This is a genomic window from Haloplanus salinarum, assembly GCF_009762275.1.
Lineage (GTDB): Archaea > Halobacteriota > Halobacteria > Halobacteriales > Haloferacaceae > Haloplanus > Haloplanus salinarum.
This window is the reverse complement of sequence record NZ_CP034345.1, coordinates 1401384-1426676: the sequence shown is the minus strand read 5'-3', so window position 1 is coordinate 1426676 and position 25293 is coordinate 1401384. Positions and strand designations below refer to the sequence as shown.

The 25293-nt window shown below is 55.9% G+C and carries 19 protein-coding genes and 2 pseudogenes; 11 read left to right on the top strand and 10 right to left on the bottom strand.

Annotated features, from left to right (window positions below; all coding sequences use genetic code 11):
* Positions 1-220 precede the first annotated feature (220 nt).
* From EI982_RS08595 to EI982_RS19225, 7 genes and pseudogenes are all read left to right on the top strand, one after another.
* Positions 221-1069, top strand: coding sequence for a hypothetical protein (locus EI982_RS08595; RefSeq protein WP_157689310.1), 849 nt, complete (start codon positions 221-223; stop codon positions 1067-1069).
* Positions 1070-1334: 265 nt separating this feature from the next.
* Entirely contained in the window at positions 1335-2981 is a 1647-nt protein-coding gene (locus EI982_RS08590; RefSeq protein WP_157689309.1) for a hypothetical protein, read from the top strand.
* A gap of 125 nt (positions 2982-3106) precedes the next feature.
* Complete coding sequence (gene csg, locus EI982_RS08585; protein ID WP_157689308.1) at positions 3107-5821, top strand: HVO_2072 family ArtA-dependent S-layer glycoprotein; 2715 nt, start codon at positions 3107-3109, stop codon at positions 5819-5821.
* Between the two features lie 326 nt (positions 5822-6147).
* Entirely contained in the window at positions 6148-8520 is a 2373-nt protein-coding gene (locus EI982_RS08580) for an STT3 domain-containing protein (protein ID WP_157689307.1), read from the top strand.
* A gap of 167 nt (positions 8521-8687) precedes the next feature.
* A pseudogene (locus tag EI982_RS19235) lies at positions 8688-8777 on the top strand (IS6 family transposase); the annotation flags it as partial.
* Between the two features lie 106 nt (positions 8778-8883).
* On the top strand, positions 8884-9264 hold the full coding sequence (locus tag EI982_RS19230; RefSeq protein WP_233255315.1) for a hypothetical protein: 381 nt from the start codon (positions 8884-8886) through the stop codon (positions 9262-9264).
* 21 nt (positions 9265-9285) lie between these two features.
* Positions 9286-9447, top strand: a complete 162-nt coding sequence (locus tag EI982_RS19225) for a hypothetical protein (RefSeq protein ID WP_233255314.1) — start codon at positions 9286-9288, stop codon at positions 9445-9447.
* A gap of 69 nt (positions 9448-9516) precedes the next feature.
* Here EI982_RS19225 and EI982_RS19160 read toward each other — a convergent pair whose 3' ends face one another.
* The 3 genes from EI982_RS19160 to EI982_RS18905 form a co-directional block, all read right to left on the bottom strand.
* The gene (locus tag EI982_RS19160; protein ID WP_157689306.1) at positions 9517-9912 is read right to left on the bottom strand and encodes a VanZ family protein; all 396 of its coding nucleotides are present in this window, start codon (positions 9910-9912) and stop codon (positions 9517-9519) included.
* Positions 9913-10528: 616 nt separating this feature from the next.
* On the bottom strand, positions 10529-11008 hold the full coding sequence (locus EI982_RS08565; RefSeq protein WP_157689305.1) for a type II toxin-antitoxin system VapC family toxin: 480 nt from the start codon (positions 11006-11008) through the stop codon (positions 10529-10531).
* A gap of 11 nt (positions 11009-11019) precedes the next feature.
* Positions 11020-11289 (bottom strand): AbrB/MazE/SpoVT family DNA-binding domain-containing protein, encoded by a 270-nt coding sequence (locus tag EI982_RS18905; protein ID WP_157691107.1) that lies wholly within the window; start codon positions 11287-11289, stop codon positions 11020-11022.
* Positions 11290-11489: 200 nt separating this feature from the next.
* On the opposite strand from EI982_RS18905, the pseudogene EI982_RS08555 reads away from it, so the two are divergent.
* Positions 11490-11651 (top strand): annotated as a pseudogene (locus EI982_RS08555) (transposase); the annotation flags it as partial.
* A 546-nt stretch (positions 11652-12197) separates the two neighbouring features.
* Here EI982_RS08555 and EI982_RS08550 read toward each other — a convergent pair.
* Positions 12198-13589: a DUF4330 family protein gene (locus EI982_RS08550; protein WP_157689304.1), complete on the bottom strand. Its 1392-nt coding sequence runs from the start codon at positions 13587-13589 to the stop codon at positions 12198-12200.
* Positions 13590-13727: 138 nt separating this feature from the next.
* Between EI982_RS08550 and EI982_RS08545 the strand changes: the two genes are divergently transcribed.
* Entirely contained in the window at positions 13728-15140 is a 1413-nt protein-coding gene (locus EI982_RS08545; RefSeq protein ID WP_157689303.1) for a sugar transferase, read from the top strand.
* Positions 15141-15243: 103 nt separating this feature from the next.
* On the opposite strand, the gene glmS is transcribed toward EI982_RS08545, so the two are convergent.
* The 6 genes from glmS to EI982_RS08510 form a co-directional block, all read right to left on the bottom strand.
* The gene (gene glmS, locus EI982_RS08540) at positions 15244-17046 is read right to left on the bottom strand and encodes a glutamine--fructose-6-phosphate transaminase (isomerizing) (RefSeq protein ID WP_157689302.1); all 1803 of its coding nucleotides are present in this window, start codon (positions 17044-17046) and stop codon (positions 15244-15246) included.
* A gap of 4 nt (positions 17047-17050) precedes the next feature.
* Positions 17051-18217, bottom strand: a complete 1167-nt coding sequence (locus EI982_RS08535; protein WP_157689301.1) for a sugar phosphate nucleotidyltransferase — start codon at positions 18215-18217, stop codon at positions 17051-17053.
* Between the two features lie 47 nt (positions 18218-18264).
* Complete coding sequence (locus EI982_RS08530; protein WP_157689300.1) at positions 18265-18543, bottom strand: DUF3006 family protein; 279 nt, start codon at positions 18541-18543, stop codon at positions 18265-18267.
* Between the two features lie 2 nt (positions 18544-18545).
* A complete protein-coding gene (locus tag EI982_RS08525; protein ID WP_157689299.1) occupies positions 18546-20012 on the bottom strand; it encodes a lamin tail domain-containing protein in 1467 nt (488 codons plus the stop codon).
* 429 nt (positions 20013-20441) lie between these two features.
* Entirely contained in the window at positions 20442-20771 is a 330-nt protein-coding gene (locus tag EI982_RS19155) for a type II toxin-antitoxin system PemK/MazF family toxin (protein ID WP_157689298.1), read from the bottom strand.
* A gap of 4 nt (positions 20772-20775) precedes the next feature.
* Positions 20776-21141 carry a MarR family transcriptional regulator gene (locus EI982_RS08510; RefSeq protein ID WP_157689297.1) on the bottom strand — a complete coding sequence of 122 codons (366 nt, stop codon included), beginning with the start codon at positions 21139-21141 and terminating at the stop codon, positions 20776-20778.
* Between the two features lie 208 nt (positions 21142-21349).
* On the opposite strand from EI982_RS08510, the gene EI982_RS08505 reads away from it, so the two are divergent.
* A complete protein-coding gene (locus tag EI982_RS08505; protein WP_157689296.1) occupies positions 21350-22669 on the top strand; it encodes an RNA-guided endonuclease InsQ/TnpB family protein in 1320 nt (439 codons plus the stop codon).
* A 143-nt stretch (positions 22670-22812) separates the two neighbouring features.
* Positions 22813-25050, top strand: a complete 2238-nt coding sequence (locus EI982_RS08500) for a protein kinase domain-containing protein (RefSeq protein ID WP_157689295.1) — start codon at positions 22813-22815, stop codon at positions 25048-25050.
* Positions 25051-25293 lie beyond the last annotated feature (243 nt).

Below are 25293 nucleotides of genomic sequence, written 5' to 3'. Positions count from 1 at the left end.
ATCGGATGAACGCAGCACTTAATGAGATAGACGCACGACCAAACCGGTGAAATCACAGTAGTTTTCGCAATATTCCTGGGGATTGTGGCGGAGCACACTGGCTTGATCTCTGTCTCTTATCGACTCTCTTTACTCTTTAACGACAGTTGATGCGAGCGAAATACGACTTTGACGGGGTCATGTCCCATGATATTTAACGCTACTTGAGCAACTAGCATCTATGCGCCGCCGCTTCTTTCTTAGTAGTCTTGGCCTGACCGCGCTTGCAGGCTGTTCCAGCAATGGCAATTCAGATACTCCTGACAACAGTAATTCGAACAATCCCAGTTCAGGACCCTTCGAGTTAGTTGAGTCCAATGTCCCAAACCAAGTCCCATCGACTGCTCAAGTCACCTTTACTTTCAGAGTACAGAATACTGGCTCAGAATCCAATACATTCAAATCTGCTATTGAAGAGAAACAGGACGGAACCTGGAGTACCGTTGATGATGTCCGTCTTGAACTGGATGGTGGTGAAGCAGGAAACATACAAACATCTCAGTTCTCGTTTCCGTACCTTGGGTCCCATCAATATCGGCTGACGGCTTTCGATAGGATCTGGTCCATCGAAGTCGTGCCACTACAACTCCGATTCCAGCAGCAATATGTGGTACCGAACGGGTTACTGATTAGCGTACTTGGGGGATCATTTGAATCGGAGTATCCTCGTCCAAATAATGAAACAGCAAGCAATGCGACGGCAACGCCAACTCCAACAACGCCAGCTGGCGATAACACCTGGTTAGCCATGCGTGTCGATATTCGGAATCGATTACAAAACGAATCGGTACAGTCTCCCGATCCCTCCGGATTTACGATTACAGTCAACGGACAAGAGTACCAATCGAACCAATCGGTCAATCCTGATCCGTACGAGAGTCAGACCCTTACTCCTCGAATGGTAATCCGCGATTCGTTCGTCTATGCTGTCCCTGCAGGGACAGCAGCTGATGACGTGAGTATGTCTTGGGAAACAACACTTCCTGATGGTGAACTAAAAGCTATCTGGAGTTCGTCGTCAGGTAACTAATCTTCATCACTAGGAATTCACTTCTGCCCGATTCCCGGTACTGTTAATGATTCCATCTCGGTGGGTTGGACGCACAAATTCTAGCGATTGCTTCTTGCCGTGGATTCTGACATGTTCCGAAGACAGAGATAATACACGGGTCTACGGGCGACCATTCACCCTCGTGACCACTCACGCGCACCCCTGCTCACGAGTGAATTGCGGGCTTCTCTCTGATGTGCCACCGAAAGTATTGTTATCGGTCCCGTTCCGGTTAATCGTACTCGTGGCATCGAAGTTCGTTACCGAACAGGAGTTCGCCGAAACCTATACTGATGATGGGTGGGAGACCGTTACTCAGTATCGCGAAGCGACTCGACTTCGTGACCAAAATCCCGAGATGGCCCGTGCGGAGATTGCTCGACGCGTTGATCGTCCACAGAGTGCTATCCGGGGGTGGCTCGCTGAGGGGAAAACTCCGGCCGTTATTTCTGGACTTCGAACGGCTAAAGAGCATGGCTGGATCGATGTTGACACCGATTCAGAACGATTTCGGGCGCTCAATCAGTTGGTCGCTTGGATCTTTTCGGGTGGTGGCATCTCGGTTGATACCTTCACACCCCACTTTTCAGCTGATGATTCGATGATGCTAGCGATTCTTGCACAGCATTTTCGCTGGTTGCATCTTGGTTATCGCTGTCGCCATCTGGAGGACTCTGACCGGCATCTCGAGATCGTCCCGACCGAAGGAAGCGCAATCTTTGGACGTGTTCTGTCGGTCCTTGGTGCTCCACGTGGTGTGAAAGCTCAGCGAGATGATCTCACGCTCCCTCCATATCTCTCGACGGTTGACAACGAGCACCGGCGTGATTTCGCTCGGATTTATCTCCTAAATCGGAATACCAATCCCGAACAGACGGGATCCTACATTCAGGGCATCCACTCAGAAACTTTTGCCGAAGAACTCTGTGAGCTGTTCACAACGGCAGCGCTAGGTTCAGCCACTATTGGCAGTCAACATCGTGTATGGGTGTCAGCGGCGACCGTCCGCGACCTCTCCGAGAGCAACGGCGGAACTACAACTGGCGAAGAAAGAGTGGATGCGTCGATTCGGTCGGGACTGGCGACAACGGCACTATATGGCTCCTCTACACCGCCCACAGAGCGGGCGATCGCCTCAACGTTTCGACGTACGAAAACGCCTGGTGGCTATCGATATCACCGTTGCTACGAGGCTGCACGCAATCGCGATGACTCTCGGAGTTCCCTCGCCGCTGAATTAGGTGTCCCCGAATCATCCATTCAAAGCTGGCGGCGTGGGAGCCGCCCCTACGCGACGAATGCGCTTGAGCGGGCACGCGAACGTGGTTGGTGTGATGTTCCCCCTGAGAGCGAGACTGCGACTGCGCTGACGGCCTTACTGACGTGGCTGCTGGCTCGTGGATCGCTCCGTGAAACGTACTATCCGGTCTTTGGGGCCGACACAACTGCCCAACGGGAGCGGTTCGCATCGCTTGCTGACGTGTTAGGGCTTTCTTACGAGATCGTTCGGCCTGGTGATCCTGACTGGCCGACCGAACTTCGATTGAATGAGGAAGGTGCACTTCTGGGTCGGATTCTCTATGCGCTGGGTGTCCCCCGCTTGAGCGAATCCCAGATGACGGCCCAGATCCCGCTCCTTGCATATCACTATCGGTGCCACGCCCAGCAGGTCGCTGAGATTTGGCGTTTGCATCATGCAGAGCCTTTTGAAGACGAAGGGAACTCCGGGAATGAGGGGAGATCAATGAAAATTGCCGTTCCTCCTTCCGTTGGCGAACAATTTTCGAATGCCCTTGTTCAATTGCTGTCGACACAACTTGGGTGGACGATCGATCAGTCAGCGCCCCGCGACCTTATTGTGATTGACGGTCCCAGCGACTGGATTGTGTGACATCAGTCAGACGCTCCGATGGCACCGCTGTCCGGCGATTCATGCAGTATGATACCATTCGTAAACCACAAAACACTTAATACAGGCACAATATCCTCCGTACACCCCTACCAGTGGCTGGCGTGATGCCAGACCACAAATTCGGCACGAAAGAGGAACGACCTCGGGACTGTCACTGCAGTGCAGCCAACAACGAAAACATGACAGAAAACAACAACAAAGTGCGTGCAGTCATCCTTGCTGCGCTCATGGTTTTCAGCGTCTTCGCTGGGACCGTAGCGCTGTCAGGATCTGCAGCCGCTCGTGCCGGTAACTCTACCGGCGGCGGCGACTTCGACACACGAGATGGTACAGGCTATATTGAATCAGGAGACACCGTCTTCCAGGGAGAGTCTGATATCTTCCTGAGTGACGATTTCGGTGGTACGTCTCCGACCAAAACAGCTGGTAACGCTGAGGGCGTGCCGCTCGAAACGCCCGACGTTCCACAGAATCAAGAGACGGGTACGTACGGCATTAACGGTAATGCATCTAATGCCAACGTAACCGTCCAGACGCCGCGTGTCACCACGCTGGACGTCCTCAACAGCAACCTCAACGACATCGCTGGCAGCTCGGTCGCTGAGGGAACTAGTCCGAGTGGCACCCCCACCTCCGGTACTCCTGGTACTGGTGCCGGTAACCTGACGGTCGTCGGCGCCTGGAACTACCAGGCTGCCGAGGACCTCGAACTGACCGTCGAGGACGAATCCGGTCTTGACGTGACTGGTGACGTCATTGACGACAACGCTCAGGCTGTCTCTACGCTGGACTCGGATGTTGCTGCCATCCGCACGGGCGACGACACGGGCAAAGAGTTCAGTAGTGCTGGCGCAGGTGCCAGTGCGGGCGACCGCGGTGGCGATATCTCCGAGAACGAGGTTGCCTACCCGCTCGACATGGCGAACACGGGTACCGGCACCTACACGATCTCCCTCGCTGGCACGGACGACCTCGACTTCGGTGAGGCGTCCCAGTCCACGACCCTCACCGTCACCGGTGACGATGATGCGAGCCTCGTCCTTGACGAGGATGAGGTCACCCGCGGTGAGGACGTCCGCTTCGAGATTCAGGGTTCGGACGCTGGTGATGAGCACATCCTCATCATCGAATCCGACGACTTCCGTGACAGCGTCGAAAACAACAAGCAGAACGCTCAGCGGATCTTCCGCCAGGTTGGCGACACGAGCGAAGTCGGTGTCGTCTCGGACGACTATACTGAGAAGTCCCCGCGTGCAGACAGCACCATCACTGGCGACCTTGACTACGCGTACGCGAACGTCACCATCGACGACGACACGGGTGTCGGCGTCGGGCAGATCGAAACGCAGTACCTCGACGACACTGGCGTGGACATCTACCTCTACGAAAGTGACGGCAGTGCAGCCACTCCGGCTGACCTGCCGTTCGACAACACTGACGATGCCGTTGTCGACGAAGAGGTAGATGACCAGACGCTCGATGTCACGGAAGGTGAGCTCACGCTTGAATCGCCCTCCGGTGCCTACGTGGTCGGCAGTGAAGTCGACGTCAACGGCACGGCCTCGGAAGGTGTCGACGACGTCGCCTTCTTCGCCCGCCGGAACAACGACTACGAGCTCGTCCAGATTGACGGCGAGACCTCGCTGACCGTCGACGCCGACGGCACCTTCGAAGAGGAAGACGTCATCCTCTCTGACTACAACAACAACGGTGCGGGGAACCAGATCCTGAGTCAGCCGGGCACCTACCGCTTTGGCGTGGTCGACATTGACGGCCTCGACTACAGCGGTTCGCTCCCGGCCGACTACTCGCTGACCACCTCGGAGTTCAACACGAACACAAGCACTCAGCAGTCCCTGCGTGTCACCGACACGGAACTGACGGCCAACGTCAAGACCGTCGGTGGGCAGGTCTCGACTACCGATGAACGGGTCAACATCTCTGGTACCGCGTTCGGTGCTCAGAACGTTGACGTCGTCTTCGTCGGTGACCGTGGTGGAACCTACACCACGGACATCTCCGTGGACGACGACAACACGTTCTCGGAGGACGAAGTCAGCGTCCCCCAGAGCGATCTTGCGGGATCACAGACGGTCAGCGTCCACGTCCTGTTCCCGGGTCGTGACGCTGAATACGGCAACTCTGATTCCGGTAGTATCAGCGATGTCGTGCCGAGCGGCGGTACGCTGACGGGCGAGCAGGTCCGCGCCCGGATCGTGGACAACACGACTGAAGCGGTCGCGAGCGACGACCGGATGGTCACCGCGACGTTCCGGTACGCCGACGCGCAGTCGACGATCCAGAACGTCTACCCTGAAGGCATGGAAGCCTCGGGCGTCAACCCGGTCGGAGTCGACGACACGATGGTCGTCGAAGGTAACACCAACCTCCGTCCGGACGACAACTCGATCACGACCGAACTGATGACCGAAGAGGGCGACTCGGTCGCGCTGTCGACGACCGACGAATGGTCCTACGACGGCACGTGGTCGACCACCGTCGAGCTCGAGGACGTCCAGACGGGGACGTACGACCTCGAAGCCGACGACGGGGAGAACACGGACCTCGTCCAGGTAGAGATCGTCCAGAACGTCCAGACGGCGACGCCGGAACCGACGGAGACGCCGGAACCGACGCCGACTGAGACGGCAACGCCCGAACCGACGGCCACGGCAACGCCCGAGCCGACGCCGACCGAGACGGCGGAACCGACCGACACGCCGACGCCCACCGAGGGCGGCGGCCCCGGCTTCGGTGCCATCGTCGCGGTCATCGCGCTGCTCGCGGCCGCACTGCTGGCCACCCGGCGCGACAACTAACGACTAACCACGACTGACCGCCGCAAGCGGTCATTCGGTGCGGATTTTTTATTGATGCTGGTTAGTTAGTGATGACTGTACCGTTGTAGCGTGTCGCTCTCAGTTCGCTACTAATAGGACTCTTGACTGTTCAAAAAAGAGAATACGCTACTAAGAGTTGCTTCCAAACCTTCAAGCTATGCTTCCTGTATACTTCGGCTCTCTGGTTCCAAATTGCGGTTGCTCGAATGAGACCGTTTCTTATCTGGAATCTGAACGGGGATGACCAGTCAATACTGAACCATGTCTCCGCGGGTTTTATACCGTTCTTCCTCCCCCCTGAACGTATGGTTGCGATCCGCGAATTAACGCAATCCTTCCTTGAGGACTATCCGGACTCTGAGGAGGCCCTCCACACTATACTGGAACTCGATAAACAGGGAACATGGACGTTTGATGATGTCCCGCTTGATTCGGGTGTATTTGGAGAAATCGTATCTCGGGGAATCGTTGAGCAAGCTGACGATGGGTATCAGCTTGCAGACCGACAGGCCGTCCAAGCTGTGCTTGAAAGAGATGAGGATACTGAAACTGTGACTCATAACCGAGCGCTTCCATCAATTACCTTCCCACAGATTGAACCCTTGGTGCTTGGACCTGTCTTTGGGGCGCTACTGTTTCTTTTGTTATCTCGCATTTTCACCTATCCTAGCGTGTTTCGCGATGGGGTAGTCGTATTACCCGGTAACGATCCCTATTTTTACCGCTACTGGATAGAGACACTCCTAGCACAATCAGCAGGGTCTACGACTCTCCAGACACTTTTCACACTCCCAGCCGAAATTTCATATGGAGAGCCATTCCTCATAGCCGTCTTGTGGCTGGGGACCGAAATCTTAGGCGGGAGTGTGTCTGATGCGGGTGTCGTCCTTGCTTGGTACCCCGTACTCTCAGCTGTCACTGTTGGGGCCATCGTGTATCTACTCGGGACGCGAGTTTTTGCCGACCGTCGTGTAGGTGTCGCAGCTGTGGTTATGCTGGCACTCATACCTGCACATGCACTTCGAACATCGGTGGGCTTTGCCGATCACCATGCGTTTGACTTCCTGTGGCTGGCAGTGACGATGTTTGCATTAGTGTTTCTTGCGGACCGACCGACATCGTCTGTGCGGGAATCTATGACCGGAATCGTGCTACTTGGGGTTGGCATTACTGGGCAGACACTCGCTTGGGAAGCTGGCCCGTTACTTCTCCTTCCGGTTGGCATTTATGTTGCCATTTCGTCGATGGCTGCGCTCCAGCAGAATCGGTCACCGTTGTATATCGGCTATCCGATTCTAATCGGGCTTGGCGGTGGCGCTGTACTCACATATTTGATCCATCTTGAGTTAGGATGGCATACACCTGTCGTTGCGACTGTCCCAGCCATACTAACGATGGGTAGTTGTGGTGCGATTCTTCTGAGTGAAGTGGCTTGGCGAACTGACCGATCTTCGAAACTTCTTGCCACTATCGAACTTCTGCTTCTCGGAGCCGGAGGTGCCATCTTGCCTCAGGTCTTCCCAGATCTTGCTAAAGGACTTGACCGTGGCATTGCGTTCTTACTTGAAACTGAGGGTATCGCAGAAACGATGTCACTTGTGAGCGGCGATCTAGGTTCGATTTTCGGGCCGGCTCTCTTGTTCGGTTGGATTCTCTTCCTCGCACTCCCGTACTTGAGTTGGGTTACATTCCGTATTTACCATGATATCGATGAAAAAGCGCTTGTTCCGGTTGTCTATGCGTGGTTCCTGCTTGGCTTAGCCCTCATCCAGGTTCGGTTCGCGGGTGAACTGTCTATCCCCATTGCGCTGTTTGCTGGACTCGGGTTCATTCATTTGCTCTCACGACTTGAGCTTGCTCGACCGATTTTATGGGACACTACTCCTTCCCAACAGTCAACAACCACTCGAAACCCGACACAGCATCCGATGTCGATTGCTCAGTTCCCGGATCGGGACACGATTGTCCCGCTCGCAGTCGTCTTTCTGTTAGTTGGGAGTCTGAGTTTTGCAATGGTCCCGATCAAAATGAACCAGCCCTCTATTTCTGAGACGGAGTATCAGGCTGCGAGTTGGATGGATGAGTATGCTGCCACACAAGGGTGGTCGTACCCCGAGAATTACGTATTCAGTCCCTGGGGGAAGAATCGAATGTATAACTACTTCGTGAGTGGTGACGCCCGTTCATACAGCTACGCCCAGACGAACTATGCTGATTTCCTTGTCGCTACCGATGGGTCAGCGTGGTATCGGACCCTTCGTGAGCGGACTGGCTTTATCGTGACCCGCGATTCACCGTACCAGCATGATGACTTTGATCAAGAGTCGATTCAGACGCGGTTACATACTCACTATGGGAGCGCAACTACGTCTACCCCTGGACTCTCGCACTATCGGGCCGTTTATGTGAGCGATGATACCTCACTCAAGATCTTCACGCTCGTTCCGGGTGCACAAATTGCTGGGACCGCACCACCGGGGACGGAACTGACGGTCACTACCAATCAGTCAGTAACTGGGACTTCCTTCACCTACACTCGGACGGTCCGGACGGATGCAAACGGGGACTATACCATCACGGTTCCCTATCCAGGGACGTATACTGTTGACGGGACGCGTGTCCAAGTCCCGGAGACTGCGGTTCGACAGAACGAAACGGTACGTGTCGACACCCAGTAGTTCTATAATTTAATTGATAGCCTTTCGGACACCGTTGCACACCTGTTCAGTAATTCTTTCAGATCTAATCGGAAGCACCTTGTTGGCGTAGTCGGCTGGTATTCTTATTCACGGGGGTCGCGTTAAGTTAGCGTGAAGAGTGAGGCGTGCTGATTTCTAAGTTGTTCATGCCCGAAATCAGCCGCCTCAGCGATGGTAGCGACGGGATCGAATTAGATTTTGTGGAGCGTCAGCGGACACCCGAGTTCGCGATGCGGAACCCGGCCCATCGCTGGCTTCTCGACAGCCGCCCCACGAGACGCGCTGAACACGCACGACATCCGCCCGCAGAGCGGCCACCCGGCGCTGTCCCACGAGACGATCATGGGCAACCCAGAGAGCGCTCGCAAGCAGCAGCAGACCACGAAGTGGTACATCAACGCCTACCTGCACGCCGATGACCCCGATACGCTCCCGCTGAGCGAGGACGTGCTCGATAGCCTCCAGTTCGGGGGCAAACGGAACTACGGCTACGGCATCACGCGGCTGAAGGACACGCAGGTTGTCGACCTCGACGACCTGGACTACTCCCGGCTCGAGGACGGCGAGGTCTTCCTCGTGGAGGTGACGACGCCGTTCGTGCTGGAGTCGGAGTACCCCAAGGCCGCCGACCAGGACGCCCCGTGGTGGTGGAAGGAGAGCCGACACGATCTCCGTGAGCGAGCGGAGAAGATCCTCGAGCAACGGGAGGTCTACAAGCTCTAGACCGTCGACCACGGGCAGGTCGTGAAGTACGAGGACGACCGGCCCATCGAGACTGCGAAGAGCGGTATCCTCCGGGTCGGCAGTCACTCGAAGTACGGCTTCGGAGAGCTTCGAGTGAAGCCAGTCGATTCCCGGTCAGACCAGTGTAAGAACTCAGAGAAGAACGGCGAGAAAACGGAGTGAGCAATCCGAACGATGACAGGCGAATCGGCGACTAAACATCACGTGGTTCCGTGGATAAAGAAATCGTATTCACAACAACTGATATCGCAGCCGTGATTCAAGCAGAAACCAGCCACTCGCAAGCACCGCTCCGAGAACGTTTGCTAGTGCATCGCCGAGTGAAAAATATCGATTCGGTTGGAACCACTGAATGGATTCAATCAAGAGACCATAGCCTACGGCGATGGCTAGGACCAGTATAATTCGCATCCAGAGGCGATCGCGAAGGTGTGCTGTCGCATATGCTAACGCAAGCGTAAAGCCTGCGTATCCAAGGAAATGCAGTTGTTTATCCCAAAATGGACTAGGGCGTGGTGAGGCCGGTGGTGCACTAAGGACGGAAAAATAAAACAAGACCGCGGCAACAATCCCGACACCACAATATCGGAACCATCGCGGGACAAGCGGGATCGGAAGTGCGCGCATGGCTCTTTGACATCCTCCCACCCCTAAAGGGGTGGGCTTCCGCTCGCTACGTGTCAAAATCATCAACTCCCCGGCGGTTTCATGAGTATTAGTGTACTGAATCGGACTTCGTTACAGTTGTTCGAGGCGAAAGCCCACGGCTTTAGCCGTGGGATGAAGCCGACACGGTGGGGGGACAATCCACGGCCCACCAGCCAGCCGGGAGTTGTGTCCCGAATCGTTAAGTTTGGCCCTCCCGTACTGTGTTGTGACGGCGTTCCCCGGTTGTGGCACGGGGTCTTCGACCCCAACGGACGCTTCGCGTCCACAGCCCGCCGGGTAAGAAAGCCGAACCCAGTCCACGGCGTAACACGCGAGGTGACGCGACCCGTGGTACCCAGTTGGCTGAATACCCGACCGTGGAGGCCCGAACCGGTATTCGGGCCGTCGAAGCGCCCGGCGCGTCCGGGTGGGAAGGCCCGTTTGGCCGGGCTGTACGCGCTAGAAAGCACGTTCGGGGTCGTAACCGAACGGCCACCGTCGAACGCCCCACGCGAAAGCGTACTTGAGGGCCGAGGAAACGCGCAACCTTGAACTCCCCTTCGGGGAATCCCACGGCTTCAGCCGTGGGAGGAGGTCAACCGTCAATGAGCGTCAATTTCTCATGCTTCTCGGCCGGGATTGGATTAGCGTATTTTACGTCTTCACCCTCGCAAAGGTCGTCGAAATCCCGGTCAGTCGTGACCAAGTAATCGGCATCATATGCTCGTGCAAGCGCAACGATGAACGAATCGTAGACGTCGTGGTTTTTGGCGGCGCTGATCTCGTAGGCCTTCAGCAGCGTTGTCTCGGTCGCACTGATGATTCGTGCCGGGCTCCGAACAAGCGATTGGATTGCGTTTCGGGCGGCAACGTCGTCGACGCCAAAATTGCTCGTCATGAGATACTGCGCTCGCAACGGATAGTAATCGAACACGAGCAACACGTTCGGGCCATCAAGTGCGTTCTGAATCCAGGGAAACACATCCTCGTGTGCGGGATGATCCTCAGTCAGCGCGATAGCGAGGACGTTCACGTCGGTCAGAACCGTCACTTCGGTCGGCAGCGAATCGGGCATCGAACTGTCGCTCACTGGTCCATCGGACCGAAAAGCGTGTCTCCGGCATCAGTTGGTGTGGTGTTTTCCCACGTCTCTCGGCCAGCTGTTGCGGTCTCCAGTTTCGAACTCGGGCTCGGATTGACTTCGAGGACCGACCCAACGAGGGTGGCAGGAATCTCATCATTTGATTCGATCCCTAATCGGTCCCGGACCGCTTTCGGGAGTGTCACCCGCCCCCGATCATCGACTGTCAGGGTGAGCTCTTCCCCGTGTCTGTCGTCAGATGAGATTTTTCCCATTTTGATTCTCCTGTCTCCCACTACAATACTGATATGTAAAACTCTTGCGCCACTCGAAATGACGATCAGTACGCAGATCTACTGACCAGCTGGTTCGTTGAGTTCAGCCTGAAAGAAATGAGGCCCACATGCTGAACTCATCCTCTGTACTTAGCACATCGGGGACTATTCCTGTTAGTTGGTAAGGATTTCAACAGAGCCGCAAGTCGGTACTGGAAGACGAGGTACGCGACCGTCTTGAAGAACTCATCGAGGAGAAAGCCGACGAACTCGGTTTAGAGATACTAGAGTTGGCGATTCGCCCCGACCACGTACACTTGTTCATCACGAGCGATCCGACGCTCGCCCCGAACAAGATAATGCCCGTGCAGCTGCCAGCTAACAGCTAATCCATCTTCGGTATTTGCCGTTCTCAAGGGACCGCTTTCAATTGACCCGTGATCTTGGGTTGGTTCTGGTGTAGTATTACGGATTCGTCTCCGAATCGTCATGCTGGGTTTCGTCGTCAGTTGCCTTCGGCGGCTCTGGCGGCTCAAATAGCCCAACAAGCGTCTGCCCAAGTCGAGTGTCACTCATCCGGCCTATGAGTCTGGTAAGTCTGTCGAGGCCGTGTTTCAGATGCGACGTCTCGAACCACGGACACAACACAGCAAGGATTCGGTCAAGGACGGTGAGGAATGGAGCGATGGTAGCTGTTTTTCGAAGGTCGATAACAATAACGTCTGGCTCGGGAGGGGTGGTGAGCCAGCGATATATGAATGAACTCCGGACAACACCGATCGCTCGAGAGCGCGCGGCCGAGATGCGAGGACTCGCAGTATCGCGTAGTGATTGAAAAGTAGCTATCACCTTCGATCCGGAGAGTGCCTCGGACCGTGTCATCGTTTCGGAATCATGGGCTGGCATACCTACGCAGAGACGACCGTCGCCTCAATAGTTATCGTCCCAAGATCGATGACGATTTGTGATTGCTGTTGAAGACTCTGGCCTTTAAATCGAATACCACTGGTCGTCTCACGCACCCGGAGTGTAGCAGTAATCGTCACGTCACGGTTTATCGGATGATCGACAACGTTCACAGACCCGTCTTCGCCGGTAGCAATAATGACCGACGGCTCGATAGTGACCCGATCGATTGTCGCGATCGTCTGTCCGTCAGTGCGTTCTGTCATGCCCGGCTGGATCGCGTCTGCAAACTGTTCTCGAACCTCGTTCATACGAAGGACAACGGTTCGAGTTGCCGCTGTACCGCGGGGTTCAACGGCACCGACACGCTCAATAGAGCTAGATAGCTGGTAGTTCTCACCTGTGAGGTTGATTGTATTCCCGCGTTGAACTGGTGTAGCGCCAAACTGCTCGCGCTCGGCGTATCCAAGTGTCCGCAGCGAGACGCCTACAAGGACACGCTTTTGATTTGGATCCTGCGTCGCATATGTGATCACATTCTCGATCGTTGCTGTTTCATGACCTCCCGCTGTAGTGACATCGCCGTCTGCAAGTCGATCTGCAGTCTCAGAATCAACGACCGCCTCAAGTAACACGTCCGCACGCCCACGATCCAGGCCACTCCCAACACGTTCAATACGGCCAGCGTACGTGTATTCCTCACTGGGAAGCGACACCACTTGCCCGCGTTGTAGTGGGTTCCCACCGAAGTGGTGTTGGCCCTGTTCTTGATGTGTCTGCAGGGCAGCTTCCACAAATACGGTCCGTTCAGTTGGATCGCTCGTTGTATACGCCGCGACATCGTTGATCGTCGCCACGGTACGGCCAGCAATACGGATTTCATCACCCGGTGCAATCGCTTGCGCATCAGGCGCGGGTACTGTATCCCGAAGGACGACGGTCGTTGTGTCGTCAGCAAACGTCGCTTGGTCTCCGATCGCACGGATCTGTCCACTTACTGCGTATCGATTCGTCTGGATCTCAAGGCTCCGCCCTAACCGCGGCGGCGCGTCAGCGTAGGTGATACCCTCCTCACCTGTTGGCCCTTGGAGTTCCGCACGGACAATGACCTGTGTGCCCTCTTCCGAGGGGGTAAGATGGACATCAGTGATCGTGAGTTGGCTGGTTCCACTTGGACTGTATGTATCCCCCTCGTTGAGTTCAGTAATCAGATATTCTGGCTGGGTCCCTAGATCAAGTGTCACATTGGTCGTCTCGAGTTCTGGCCCCGAATCGGACGGCTGCAGTACAAATGCGGCCCCTGCCGCCACAACGGCAATGACAAAGAGAACGACAAGCGCATCAATAACATTAATAACGCCAAACAAATTCCCCTCCTCATCAATCAGCGACATTATCGTCCCCCGTACCCATGTTGGTCCAAACTGATTAGTACAGCGACTAAACCGTTATGGAAGTCCATCCAGGGACAAGATGGAGTCCGTAGCCGTATGGCGTAGTACTTATGACTGCACAAGCAACACTCGCTGATAATGGATACTGGATGGCGCTACCGCATCGTCAGCGTTCTCGGTGTGGCTGTGCTGTCAGCACTCGCCGTTGTTGTCGTTAATAATAGTGCTGTCCAGACAACTCTAGGGACTGTCCCGCCGCTGGGCCGGTTACCAACTGATCCGCCAAGTGGTGCCGAATTTACGATTGAAATGCTATTGACCGTGGGCGTCGTGACTGGATCATTTCTTCCGTTATATAAACCGCGGCCACGCCGTATCGTCGATATCGTTGCGTTGGCACACAAGCGTGTGTTTGTTGCCGTTTTCGCGTTAGCGACGATCGGTTACTTTGATTATTCGTATAAGCTGCCGCGAATGACGATCCTACTGCTTACACCGATCCTGCTTATTGTGCTTCCCCTGTGGTTTATTTGGCTTCGTCGGCCGTCGTCACGCGGGGACCGAGCGATCATCGTCGGGGATGATCTTGACGATATCGCGGTGATTGCCCAGGAAGTGGAACTTCCCTTGCTCGGCTATTTGGCGCCCTCACCGGCACGGACGGCATCCACGACACAAGATGGACCCATGCCAACCGCAACCGACGGCGGCAAGGGCAACGAACTGCAGCATTTGGGGGGGCTGTCGCGGCTGGAAGATATCCTTGTTGAGTATGATGTCGACACAGCCGTGTTGGCGTTCTCCAATGCCGATCGCGCGGAGTTTTTCGGAGCGTTAGATGCCTGTTACGAACACGGTGTTGACGCAAAAGTCCATCACTCCCATGCAGATACGGTGTTGACTGCCGGGAGTGATGCCGGAACGCTCGTTGATGTCGCGATTGAGCCTTGGGACCTCCAAGACTATCTGTGGAAGCGAGCGTTTGACGTGGCGTTTTCGCTTACAGGGCTTGTCCTGTTGTTCCCCGTGATTGTGGTGATTGCTGTGGCGATCAAACTCGAGGATGGGGGTCCCATTCTGTATCGTCAAGAGCGAACGGCCGTTTTTGGAGAGACGTTTGATGTGTTCAAATTCCGGTCGATGACACCAGAGGGCGAGTCCCAAACACCAACCGATGACAAGGATAACGATCGGATTACGCGAGTTGGTGGTGTGTTACGGAAAACACACTTGGACGAGATTCCACAACTGTGGGCTATTCTTCGTGGAGATATGAGTGTCGTTGGCCCACGTGCTGTTTGGACCGAAGAAGAGCATCTGCTGGAAAATGATTTGGAAATGTGGCGCAAGCGGTGGTTCGTCAAGCCCGGCCTAACCGGGTTAGCACAAATTAATGACGTGAGTAGTCTGGATCCAGATGCAAAATTACGGTACGATCTCCAGTACGTCCGCGAGCAGTCGCTTCAATACGACCTGAAAATCGTCGTCCGACAACTGTGGAAGGTCGCTGTTGATGTGTGGACTGCTCTTGTGGATTCTGATGGGTCGTGACTGTCTTAGAGTCCTGCTGTTCGAGATGTCATCGATATCTTACAAACACGGAAGAGCGACGCTTTTTCGAACAGTTCCAGATATGTCGCCTGGTTTGTTTCCCTTACTCGACGGTCACGCTTTTCGCGAGATTGCGCGGTTTGTCGATCGGTCGTCCTTTCTCGTTTGCGACATAGTATGCAAACAGCTGAAGGACGACATTCGCGACGACTGGCTCCAACGGACCACACGCTGGAATCTCGAAGACCGTGTCGATATCGCTGGTTACTGCCGAATCACTAGCCACCCCAATAACAGGTGCCCCACGGGATTCTACCTCTTTGACGTTGTTGACAGTCTTCTCAGCGGCTGCTTGGTTAGTGAGTATTGCGATGACGGGTGTCTCAGGTGTCACGAGTGCGAGTGGCCCATGTTTCAGTTCGCCAGCAGCGAAGCCTTCCGCGTGATCATACGAGATCTCTTTGAGTTTGAGGGCACTTTCAAGCGCGACTGGATAGCCAGCCTTCCGTCCAATATAGAAGAATGCCTTACTGTCAGCGTAGGTCTCGGCAGCGCGTTTGAGCGCCGGTGCTTGATCTAACACCTGTTGAACTGCACCAGGGAGATCCCGGAGGCTTTCGAGAAATTCCGTCGTGGCCTGTGACGAGAGGGTTCCTCGAACTTGCCCCAGATGTACCGTGAGGAGCGTGGTGGTCGCGACTTGGGAGACAAAGGTCTTGGTCGCTGCGACGCCGATCTCAGGACCAGCGCGAATAAAGACCGTATCATCAGCTTCCCGAGTCACGGTACTGCCAAGCGTATTGGTGAGTGCGAGTGTCCGTGCGCCTGCCCGAGTGGCCTCGCGGAGTGCCGAGAGGGTATCCGCTGTTTCACCACTTTGCGTGATAGCGAGGACAAGCGTACGCCACGGATCGCGATCCCCGTTGAACTCATACTCACTAGCGATGTGGACGGTGACTTTCACGCCGGCGTGCGTTTCGAGGAGCTCTTTCGCATAGAGGCCGGCGTGATAGGAGGTTCCACAGGCAATAATCTGGATCTCTTCGATGGACTGGAGATACTCCGTGGGAAGATCAACCTCGAGGTCGACACTCGTGGCTAGGTCGTTGATCCGACCCGAGATTGCTTGTCGGAGCGCCCGTGGTTGTTCGTGAATCTCTTTGAGCATATAATGCTCATAGCCACTCTTGCCCGCAGCTTCGGCATCCCAGTCAAGGGTATCGGTCGATCGGTCAACGGGTTCTCCACCGTTGTAGATCGTGATGTCATCCGTAGTCAGGTGCGCAATATCACCTGACTCGAGATACGTAATCTGATTCGTATGTTCGATGAACGCAGTCGCGTCACTCCCGATAAATGTCGCATCATCGCCATGGCCGATCAAGAGGGGACTGTCTTCTCGTGCGACAACGATCCCGTTATGACCGGCCGCCGTTGCAGCGATTGCGTAGCTCCCATCGAGTTGTTCGGTCGTTCGCTGAACCGCACCTAACAGGGAGATGCCGTCAGCGAGATGCGTCTCGATGAGGTGTGGGATTACTTCGGTATCGGTCTCACTCTGGAAGATATGCTGCTCGCTGAGTTCTCGTTTGAGAGCATCGTAGTTTTCGATGATCCCGTTATGAACGACTGCGACCTCACCAGTACAGTCCGTATGGGGGTGAGCGTTCGTTTCGGTGGGTTCCCCATGCGTACTCCACCGCGTGTGGCCAATCCCAACGGTGGCGTCAGCCGACTGTGGCGCGGTGAGTTCATCGACTTCTCCCGCTGTTTTGGCGAGTGTAAGGGTCTCGCCTGTGAGTGCGATCCCTGCTGAGTCGTACCCCCGGTATTCGAGGTTTTTGAGTCCCTGATGGACGATCCGTCCCGTATCGTCTGGGCCGATGTAACCAGTGATTCCACACATCTGATTATCCTCGCTGCACGTGACTGCGGTCGTCAATCCGACCCGACACGTAGGTTCCACTATCGAGTGTGGCGTTGTTTCCGACGATTGTCCCCGGAGTAATAGTTACGTTGCCTCCTCCGGCTACATTATCCCCAATCAATCCTCCAAGTGTGACATCGTGATAGACGGTATCCGAAAGGACAACGTCAGCATGTCCGCCTTCAACCGTGGTGTTCGAGCCGAGTGTTGTATTTGCGCCGACGATACAATCTGTCATAACACTCCCACTTTTGATTGTCGCATCAGATAAAATGATCGCATTTTTTACGATTGCGCCGGCACCGACACTAACATTCTCGCCAAGGCTGACGCCATCCAATACGGCTGCCTGTGGGTGAACAACGGTATTCTCTCCGATCGTTGTGGACTCTCTGACTACTGCCGAGGGGTCAATCGTCGCGTTTTCCGGGATCGTATTTGACGATCGTTCCGTCCCGAGAAGCGCAGTATTGACGGTGAGTAGATCCCACGGCTCCGAGACGTCTAACCATGTCCCTTGGTATCGAACTGCTTCGAGACGCTGGTCGTCAATAAACGTGTCCAACGCGTCCGTAAGCGCTTTTTCGCCGTGTGTCTCGATACGTCGGATCGCAGCGAAGATTTCGGGGCCGAAGGCATAGACGCCGGCGTTGATGTAGTCTGATTTCGTGCGGTCGGGATGTGGCTGTTCTTCCAATCCGACGACGGTTTGTCCCTCAAGTTCAACGACCCCGTATCGACTCGGCCGTTCGATTCGGGTGATTGCCATTACGGGGTTGGTTGTCTCTTTCCGGCGATTGATGACTGCGTCAATAACTGCTGCATCGATGACTCGGTCGCCATTTAATGCGATGAATGAGTCGCCGAGATGCGATTCTGCTTGGAGTAGTGCGTGGCCCGTGCCAAGTTGTGGCTCCTGTACGATATAGGAAATCTCCAGATTGTCGTAGCTGTCTTCGAAGTGACTCTGGATACGATCTCGATTCGATCCGACGACAACGAGTACCTCGGTAATCGCAGTTTGGGTGAGTGTATCGATAATATGCTCAAGAATAGGACGGTTTGCGACGGGGAGCATGGGCTTTGGACGGTTCTCTGTGAGTGGCCAGAGCCGTCGTCCCTTCCCCGCTGCGAGTACGACTGCTTTCATACTCACAGATTTCCGCCACGTGACATAGGCCTTTGCACGTGGCGCTTTCACTCGTCACGGTCGGGGCGCTCCGATAGTCGATCAAATCGAGACTGAGCACTCTCCTGCCGTTGCCTGGTTCGCTCCGAGTGGTATGTCGCATCCACAAGCTCATCCTCCCGTACCTCGACGGTGAAGAGCGCATCTTGATGCTGGCCATCGGCAGGGAGCAGTCCGGATTCAACGACCAGTATCCCCCCTGCCTCGCGATCTGACTCGAGTACTAACACCGCCAGATCGTCCTCAACCCGATCGAGGACCGCAGTGTAGGTTCCATCATCAACCATGCTTAGTACTCCTCCTTGAGGATGAGTCTCCCATCAGCAGTTCGGAGGATAACTGTGTCCCCATTGTTGTTCCAGACGGCCGACTCCTCTCCCCAGTACAGATCAGTGTTCGTGTCGGTCCCGCTTCCGGTGTGTACCGTGACCTCCTCACCAGCGGGGAGCCTAAAGCCAGTCGGGAACGTATAGGTGTGGGCTGCTGCATCTGTGAGTGTCCACCCTGACATATCGACTGCTGTGTCCTCTCTATTCTCAAGAACGACGTACTCGTCGTTCAGGTTGTCGTTGTCGTTGCCGGCGGCGTCAGCCTTGACCTCGGTGATGGCGATCGCCGCTTTCGATACAGTTCCGCCATCGGTCATCGTGGCAGTCGCCGTTTCGGTCGTTCTGCTATCTGAAGTCACCTGTGACCCGTCAGGTGACTCCCCACCTAAACGCGTCCGTTCGGTGACTGGATCCGAAGCGCTGGGCGCAACCGGTCTCCCATCTCGGAGTACGAGCGGATCGGTTGGGGCTGCCTGCTGGGTGCGGACTGAGATGCTGCGACCGTCGCTGACAAAGACGATATCGCCGTGGGTTGCCGTCCAGTATGTGGGGATCGACCGCTCGGCCAACCGTTGGAGCGTCTCCTCGCTTGGATGCCCATACCGCGAGTCGTAGGCACTCGAAATGACGACTGTCTTGGGCTGGACGGCATCCAAGAGGGCGCTACCCGTACTCGTCTTGCTCCCGTGATGACCGGCTTTCAGCACCGTCGCGCGGAGCTGTGTTCCATACTGCTCGGTGAGGTACGCTTCCTGATCGTTCTCGGCGTCACCGGTTGCAAGGAAGCTCGTCGATCCGAACGTGAACTTGAGGACGATACTGTTCTCGTTTCGGGCCCCGTTTTCCAGATACGGATCCGGTGGGCCGAGAACCTGGACCCCAACCGCAGCGCCACCGAACGACAGCGCGTTGCCCTCACGGGTCTCGACGAGTCGAACGTCGTGTTCTTCGACGGCGTCGAGGTACTCGTTGTAGGTTTGCGTACTCGAAGCGATACCGGGGTCATGGATCATTCCAATCCCATCGGCTTGCGTCTCGTAGTACTCGATGACGGCGGCATTCCCGCCAATGTGGTCGGCATCGTTGTGGCTGACGACGAGATGATCAATTCGTGTGATATTCTGCCGCTGGAGATACTGCAGTACGTACTCCCCGTCGTCGTTGAAGTCACCAGTATCGATGAGCATCGTTTCCCCCGAGGGCGCGACGATAAGCGTACTCACCGACTGATCGACGTTGATGAAATGGACTTCAAGTGTTCCAGACGGGACCCCCGATACGTCTGTTGGAGTGGTCGTCGCTGCTTGGGGCGGTGTGTCCGTTTCCGTAGCCGTATCCGTCGGCAGACCACCAGCCCCGCCACCAGTACCACTACAGCCTGCGAGTGCGAGTATCAAAACGAGGATAACGGCCCGATAGGTCGACATGGCCTCTGTTTACGAAGCGACTGACATGAATTCGCGGGTACTAACTCTTCCCGGCGAACTCAGCGACCGCTCTTGGACATTCACCGACAGCGGGGAACGGATGGAGGTGTGATGATGGTCCCACGGGGACCAGTCCGCAACTGGGAAGTATGACGGCGGTCGGTGGCATGTGCCCGACTATGGGCGGTATGTAGTTCGGTGTGTGACAATATTAAACCCCGTCAGACAGGCGTCAGCGTACAGGTAAAGCCGCACTCGGCGCACCGTTTCGACGTGTACGCCGAACCCACTTGTTTAACGGCAATGCCGACGGCTTCGTGGCAGAGCCACTGGCTGACTGTCCAGCAAACCTTAGACTCCCAATCTTCAGGATTGACCTGCCCGGCCAACAGTGGGTGGGAGGCCCGCACCTTTAGGCTCGGGAGGATGTCATCCGGTCTGAAGATATGTATCCAGCTCTTGCCGCACTTCATCGACAGTCGCGTCAGTCGCTTCTGCGGGTTGTTTCGTGATCATCCAGTGCTTAAGTGTGAGGACTGACCAGGGAGACACGTAGGACGTTCGGGGGAGCCGTCCCCGTTCGAGCCTGTTAGCAGTGAGTTCAACGGCCTCAGTTCGAGCCGTCGTCGTGATCACTGCCGCAACGTACTCGTGGCCGTGGAAGGGGACGTGATCGTTCGAGAGGATTAGGTACGGGCGCTTTGGGTTGTTGCCGAACGGGCCGTCCGCGATGACGATAGCGCCTTGCGCATACGCCACGCTGTTACTCCTCGTCGCTCAGGTCGGGCAACTCCTCAGCCCACCCGTCGTTCTGAGCGTACCAATCATCACTGTACGTGGAAGCGACCGTCTCGACCCCAAGGAAGGCAGCCGTCGCTGCTGCAATCCGGTCGTCTTCCGGGGCTGCCCAATACGGTTCCTTGTGACGAACGAGGCCCGCAGCTTCGAGCCGGTTCAATGTCGGTCCAACACTCCCACGCGGGACCGTTGTTTCCTCTGCCAATTCCGCTGGCGTGTATCCAACGGTCGGTGTCTGCAACAGGAACTCCAGCAATCGCCTCGCGTTGGTCCCTTCTGACAGGTCCACGCGTGGGTTTCCGGGTTCGTGTGTTTCGAAATCGACGGGCATATACGAGAATTGTACGGCTAATGTATTAGACGTTGGGGGGAGGGATTTTGTTATAGAAATTCGAAGAGAATACCCGCGCCTTTAGGCGCGGGATGAATCCGACAACTCCTCCACGACCCACCGTCGATGACAGGGCCGGATATTCAACCATTCTCAAACCGAACCTTTACAAGAAAATCGAGTATAAGTGGTTATACAGACGTTCAGAATGCTAGAAGTCCACCGCACCTACCGAGCGAAAATCCTCAACCACGGCCAGGTAGAGGAACCGCTCGACCGGCACGGGTGGTCGGCCAGCAAACTCTGGAACGTTGCAAACTACCACTCCCGCAAAGTGTGGGAGAAAACAGGCGAAATTCCCGACCACGGCGACCTCAAAAACGAGTTGAAAGGTCACTCAAAATACAAGGGATTGCACTCGCAGTCCAGTCAGCGCGTTCTGGAGGAACTCGCTGAAGCCTTCAACTCGTGGTATGGCAAGAGGAAGTCCGACAGTCGAGCGAATCCGCCCGACTACCGGAAGAAAAACTACTACGACTCAGAAGGCCATCGCGTCCACGAAGAACACCCTCGGTCAACGGTGACGTGGAAGCAAAACGGCATCAAACACGACTCGAAAAACAATCGTGTTCGTCTGTCCAAAGGCGCGAATCACAAGGAACACCCCAAGGCGTGGGAATACATCCTTGTCGAATACGAGACACGCCCCGGTGTCACCGTCGAAAACCTACAACAAGTCCGTGCCGTCTACGACAAGGCGAAAGGACGCTGGGAACTGCACTTCGTCTGCAAAGACGAAATCGAGACGCCCAACGCACCCGGCAACGAAACAGCGGGTGTTGACCTCGGCATCTGTAACTTCGCGGCGGTCGCGTACAGTACGGAGGAAGCCGACCTGTACCCCGGCAATCGCCTGAAACAGGACGGGTACTACTTCCCAAAGGAAATCGCCAAGTGCGACGATTCGGGGGGCGAACGGGCCACTCGTCTCCACGCGAAGTGGGCGGAGCGCCGAAGCCACTTCTTCCACTCCTTAGCGAAGCACATCGTAGAACGGTGTGTCGAGCAGGAAGTTGGCCGCATCAACGTTGGGAAACTCGCTGGTGTTCGTGAGGATGAGAACGGCGAGTCGAAGAACTGGGGTCGGCACGGCAACCTCGACCTACACGGGTGGGCGTTCGACCGGTTCTCGAACATCCTCGAATACAAGGCGAAAGTCGAGGGAATCGAAGTCGTAGAGGTCTCAGAGCGCGACACGAGCAAGACGTGTTGCGTCTGCGGTAGAGAAGACGACAGTCAGCGTATCGAACGCGGCCTGTACGTGTGTGAAGAGTGTGATACGGCGTTCAACGCCGACGTGAACGGGGCGGAGAACATCCGTCTCGACATCAATCAAAGTAACTCCGAGTCCGCACCCGTTTTGTGTGGGGATAGGAGTACCGGCTGGTTGGCACAGCCCGGAGTCTACCTTCATGACTTGTCCAGCGGATTCCAACCGCAGGAACAAGTGGTAGACTGCAAACCGTAATATCCCAATCCAGCGGCGCGGTGCCGTGGGATTCCTCCGCCTTCAGGCGGAGGAGGATGTCAATGGAGGGTCACCGACTAACGATATTACCAGAGTGAACAAAGAAACTATTGTCCGCGACTCAGATTGCCAGAGTATCCGGAATGCCTGGGCCCGACGACCATCCTCGGATCCCTTCGGTGATCCCTCCGCACCCACTATCCGACTTCGAGTATGAACGTCTCGATACGGGTGATCAAATCGGGACCGGTGGAGACGCCAACGTATACTATGCGACTGTCGACCGTAACGGCGAGTCCTACCCAGTCGCCGTCAAAGAGCCACGGTTCGAGGGAACCCTTCACCAGGAGGTACTCGAACGGTTCCAGAACGAAGCCGAAACGTGGGCCAGCCTCGACGCCCACGACAACATCGTTACCGTCTATTCATGGAACACGACTCCAGTACCTTGGCTGGCGCTTGAGTACATGGACGGTGGAACGCTAGCTTCGAAGGTCGGAGCGATCGACGTTGCTGAGGCGCTCTGGTTGAGTGGTCGGATCGCTGAGGGAATCCGCCATGGACATCGACATGGGGTCGCTCACCTCGATATCAAACCCACGAACGTTCTCCTTCGAGAGACCGGTGACAACACTTGGGAGTACCCGAAAGTCAGCGACTGGGGGCTGGCGAAACTTCTCATCGACCATTCAAAGAGTGTCGAGGGACTCTCGCCGACATACGCCGCCCCGGAACAGTTTGATGCCGATGAATTCGGGCGCCCAGACGACATTACGGATATCTACCAGCTCGGGGTGGTTGTCTACGAACTGGTTGCGGGCGAACCGCCGTTTTCCGGATCGGCGACCGCTGTCATGCAGAGTGTCCTCCGCGACGACCCCAAGCCACCATCGGAGATCAACCCGGCAGTCCCGTCGGCGGTCGACGAGATGCTTCTGAAAGCGTTGGCTAAACGCAAAGACGAACGGTATCAGGGTGTCCTCCCGTTCGTACAGGATATCGATACGGTATTTGAGGAGCATATCGGTGGCGACCCGGCCGATAGTTCTGCGATATCCGTAACGGGGGGTTCCGTAGCACCGTCATCGACGACACGGACCGATCGGGATACTACAGATTCATCACGGGATAGAGACCACCAACAGTCGGATGAAGACCCTTCAGAGGATAGTGGCTCGGTAGTTCCTAGACGAGCGGTGCTTGGCGTATTGGGACTGGGTGCTGTGGGCGCAGGGGCGATCGGCTTCACGCAGCGTAATGGAGACGATCAACCCGCGCCGGCGGCGCCAAACTCCACAGCTGATACGCCATCCCAACCAACACCATCCGACACACCAGAGCCGGGACCGAGCGCGAACGTTCGGTCCAATCCGACGTTATCCGAACGGTGGTCAGCCGACCGTAATATCGATCATATCTGGACTGTCGGCACGAACTTCTTTTTCAACGGTGCCGGAGGATCAGCACGTGCATCGACGAGCCAGATTTTATGGACCGGAGAAAAAGACATCGAGGGAGGCGAACGACACCTCGGCTACGATGCGTTCTGTTATACGTCTGATACGGTCGTCTTCGGGTTTCACGCTGATATCGGTGCCGAGGACTCATTGTCGCAGGCTGGAGCCCATTTTTATGCGTACGACCGATCCTCCGGTGACAAGCAGTGGACACACTCGGCTCCGGATGACGGGGCACATCGCAGGCCAGACGGCACAGCCGTTGCGGAAGGGATCGTAGCGCTCGGCTGCGGGGATTGGGCCCGTACCGATCCAATTGTATATGGGATAGATATCTCGCTTGGCGAGCAGGTGTGGGAGACGTCGTACTCGAATCGTCAATTAGCCGCCGTCGTCAGTCACGCCGGCAACATCTACCTGTGTTTCGAGTCGGAACTCGTGGTTCTCGATCCGAACACCGGTAGCGAAATCGAAACGCGAGACACGATCGGCGCACAGGACGCAGTCATACAGGGTAATTCGTTGTTCGCTATCGATGGAAACGGACTCGTCGGGTACCGCCTCGATGAAGCTGAAACAGCGTGGCAGGGCCCTTCGATCCAAAATATCTCGACGAGTGTCACAGCCGACAACTCCTTGGTCGTTGTCGGGACTGGTGACGGGACCGTCCACGCGCTGAACCCGGCGTCTGGTGAACGAGCTTGGCAGGGGACGATCACCGGCGAGGCGAGTCGTATCGCTCTATCACCGTACAACGTGTGGGTTGTCAATAGCCAGAGCGGGCTGTTTGCTCTCGACCGCGAGAGCGGTGAAGTGGTCCACCAGTCAACGCACGATACGGGTGGGAGCGGAATCGCTGTCATCGACGATATACTGCTGCTTGGTGGGGACGATACGAACGCGTACTGGATCGAGGGAGAGTAGTCCCCATACCGTCTCGGTTGTCGGTTTCAAGCAGGAATACTGCCAGTATCTCCCGATAGCCTGCTGGACGAGTCCTGCGGATCCAGTCACCAACCCACCCCCAGAGGGGTGGAATTATCGGTGGGATCTCGTTCTAGCCTCTATGTCTCGCGACGAAGCGACAGCGTTCGTCCCACTCACTGTCCGACGTGTTTGTTCCCTCTTGATAGCGGATCCCTGTAGGCGGTGCATTTCTATCTGAGT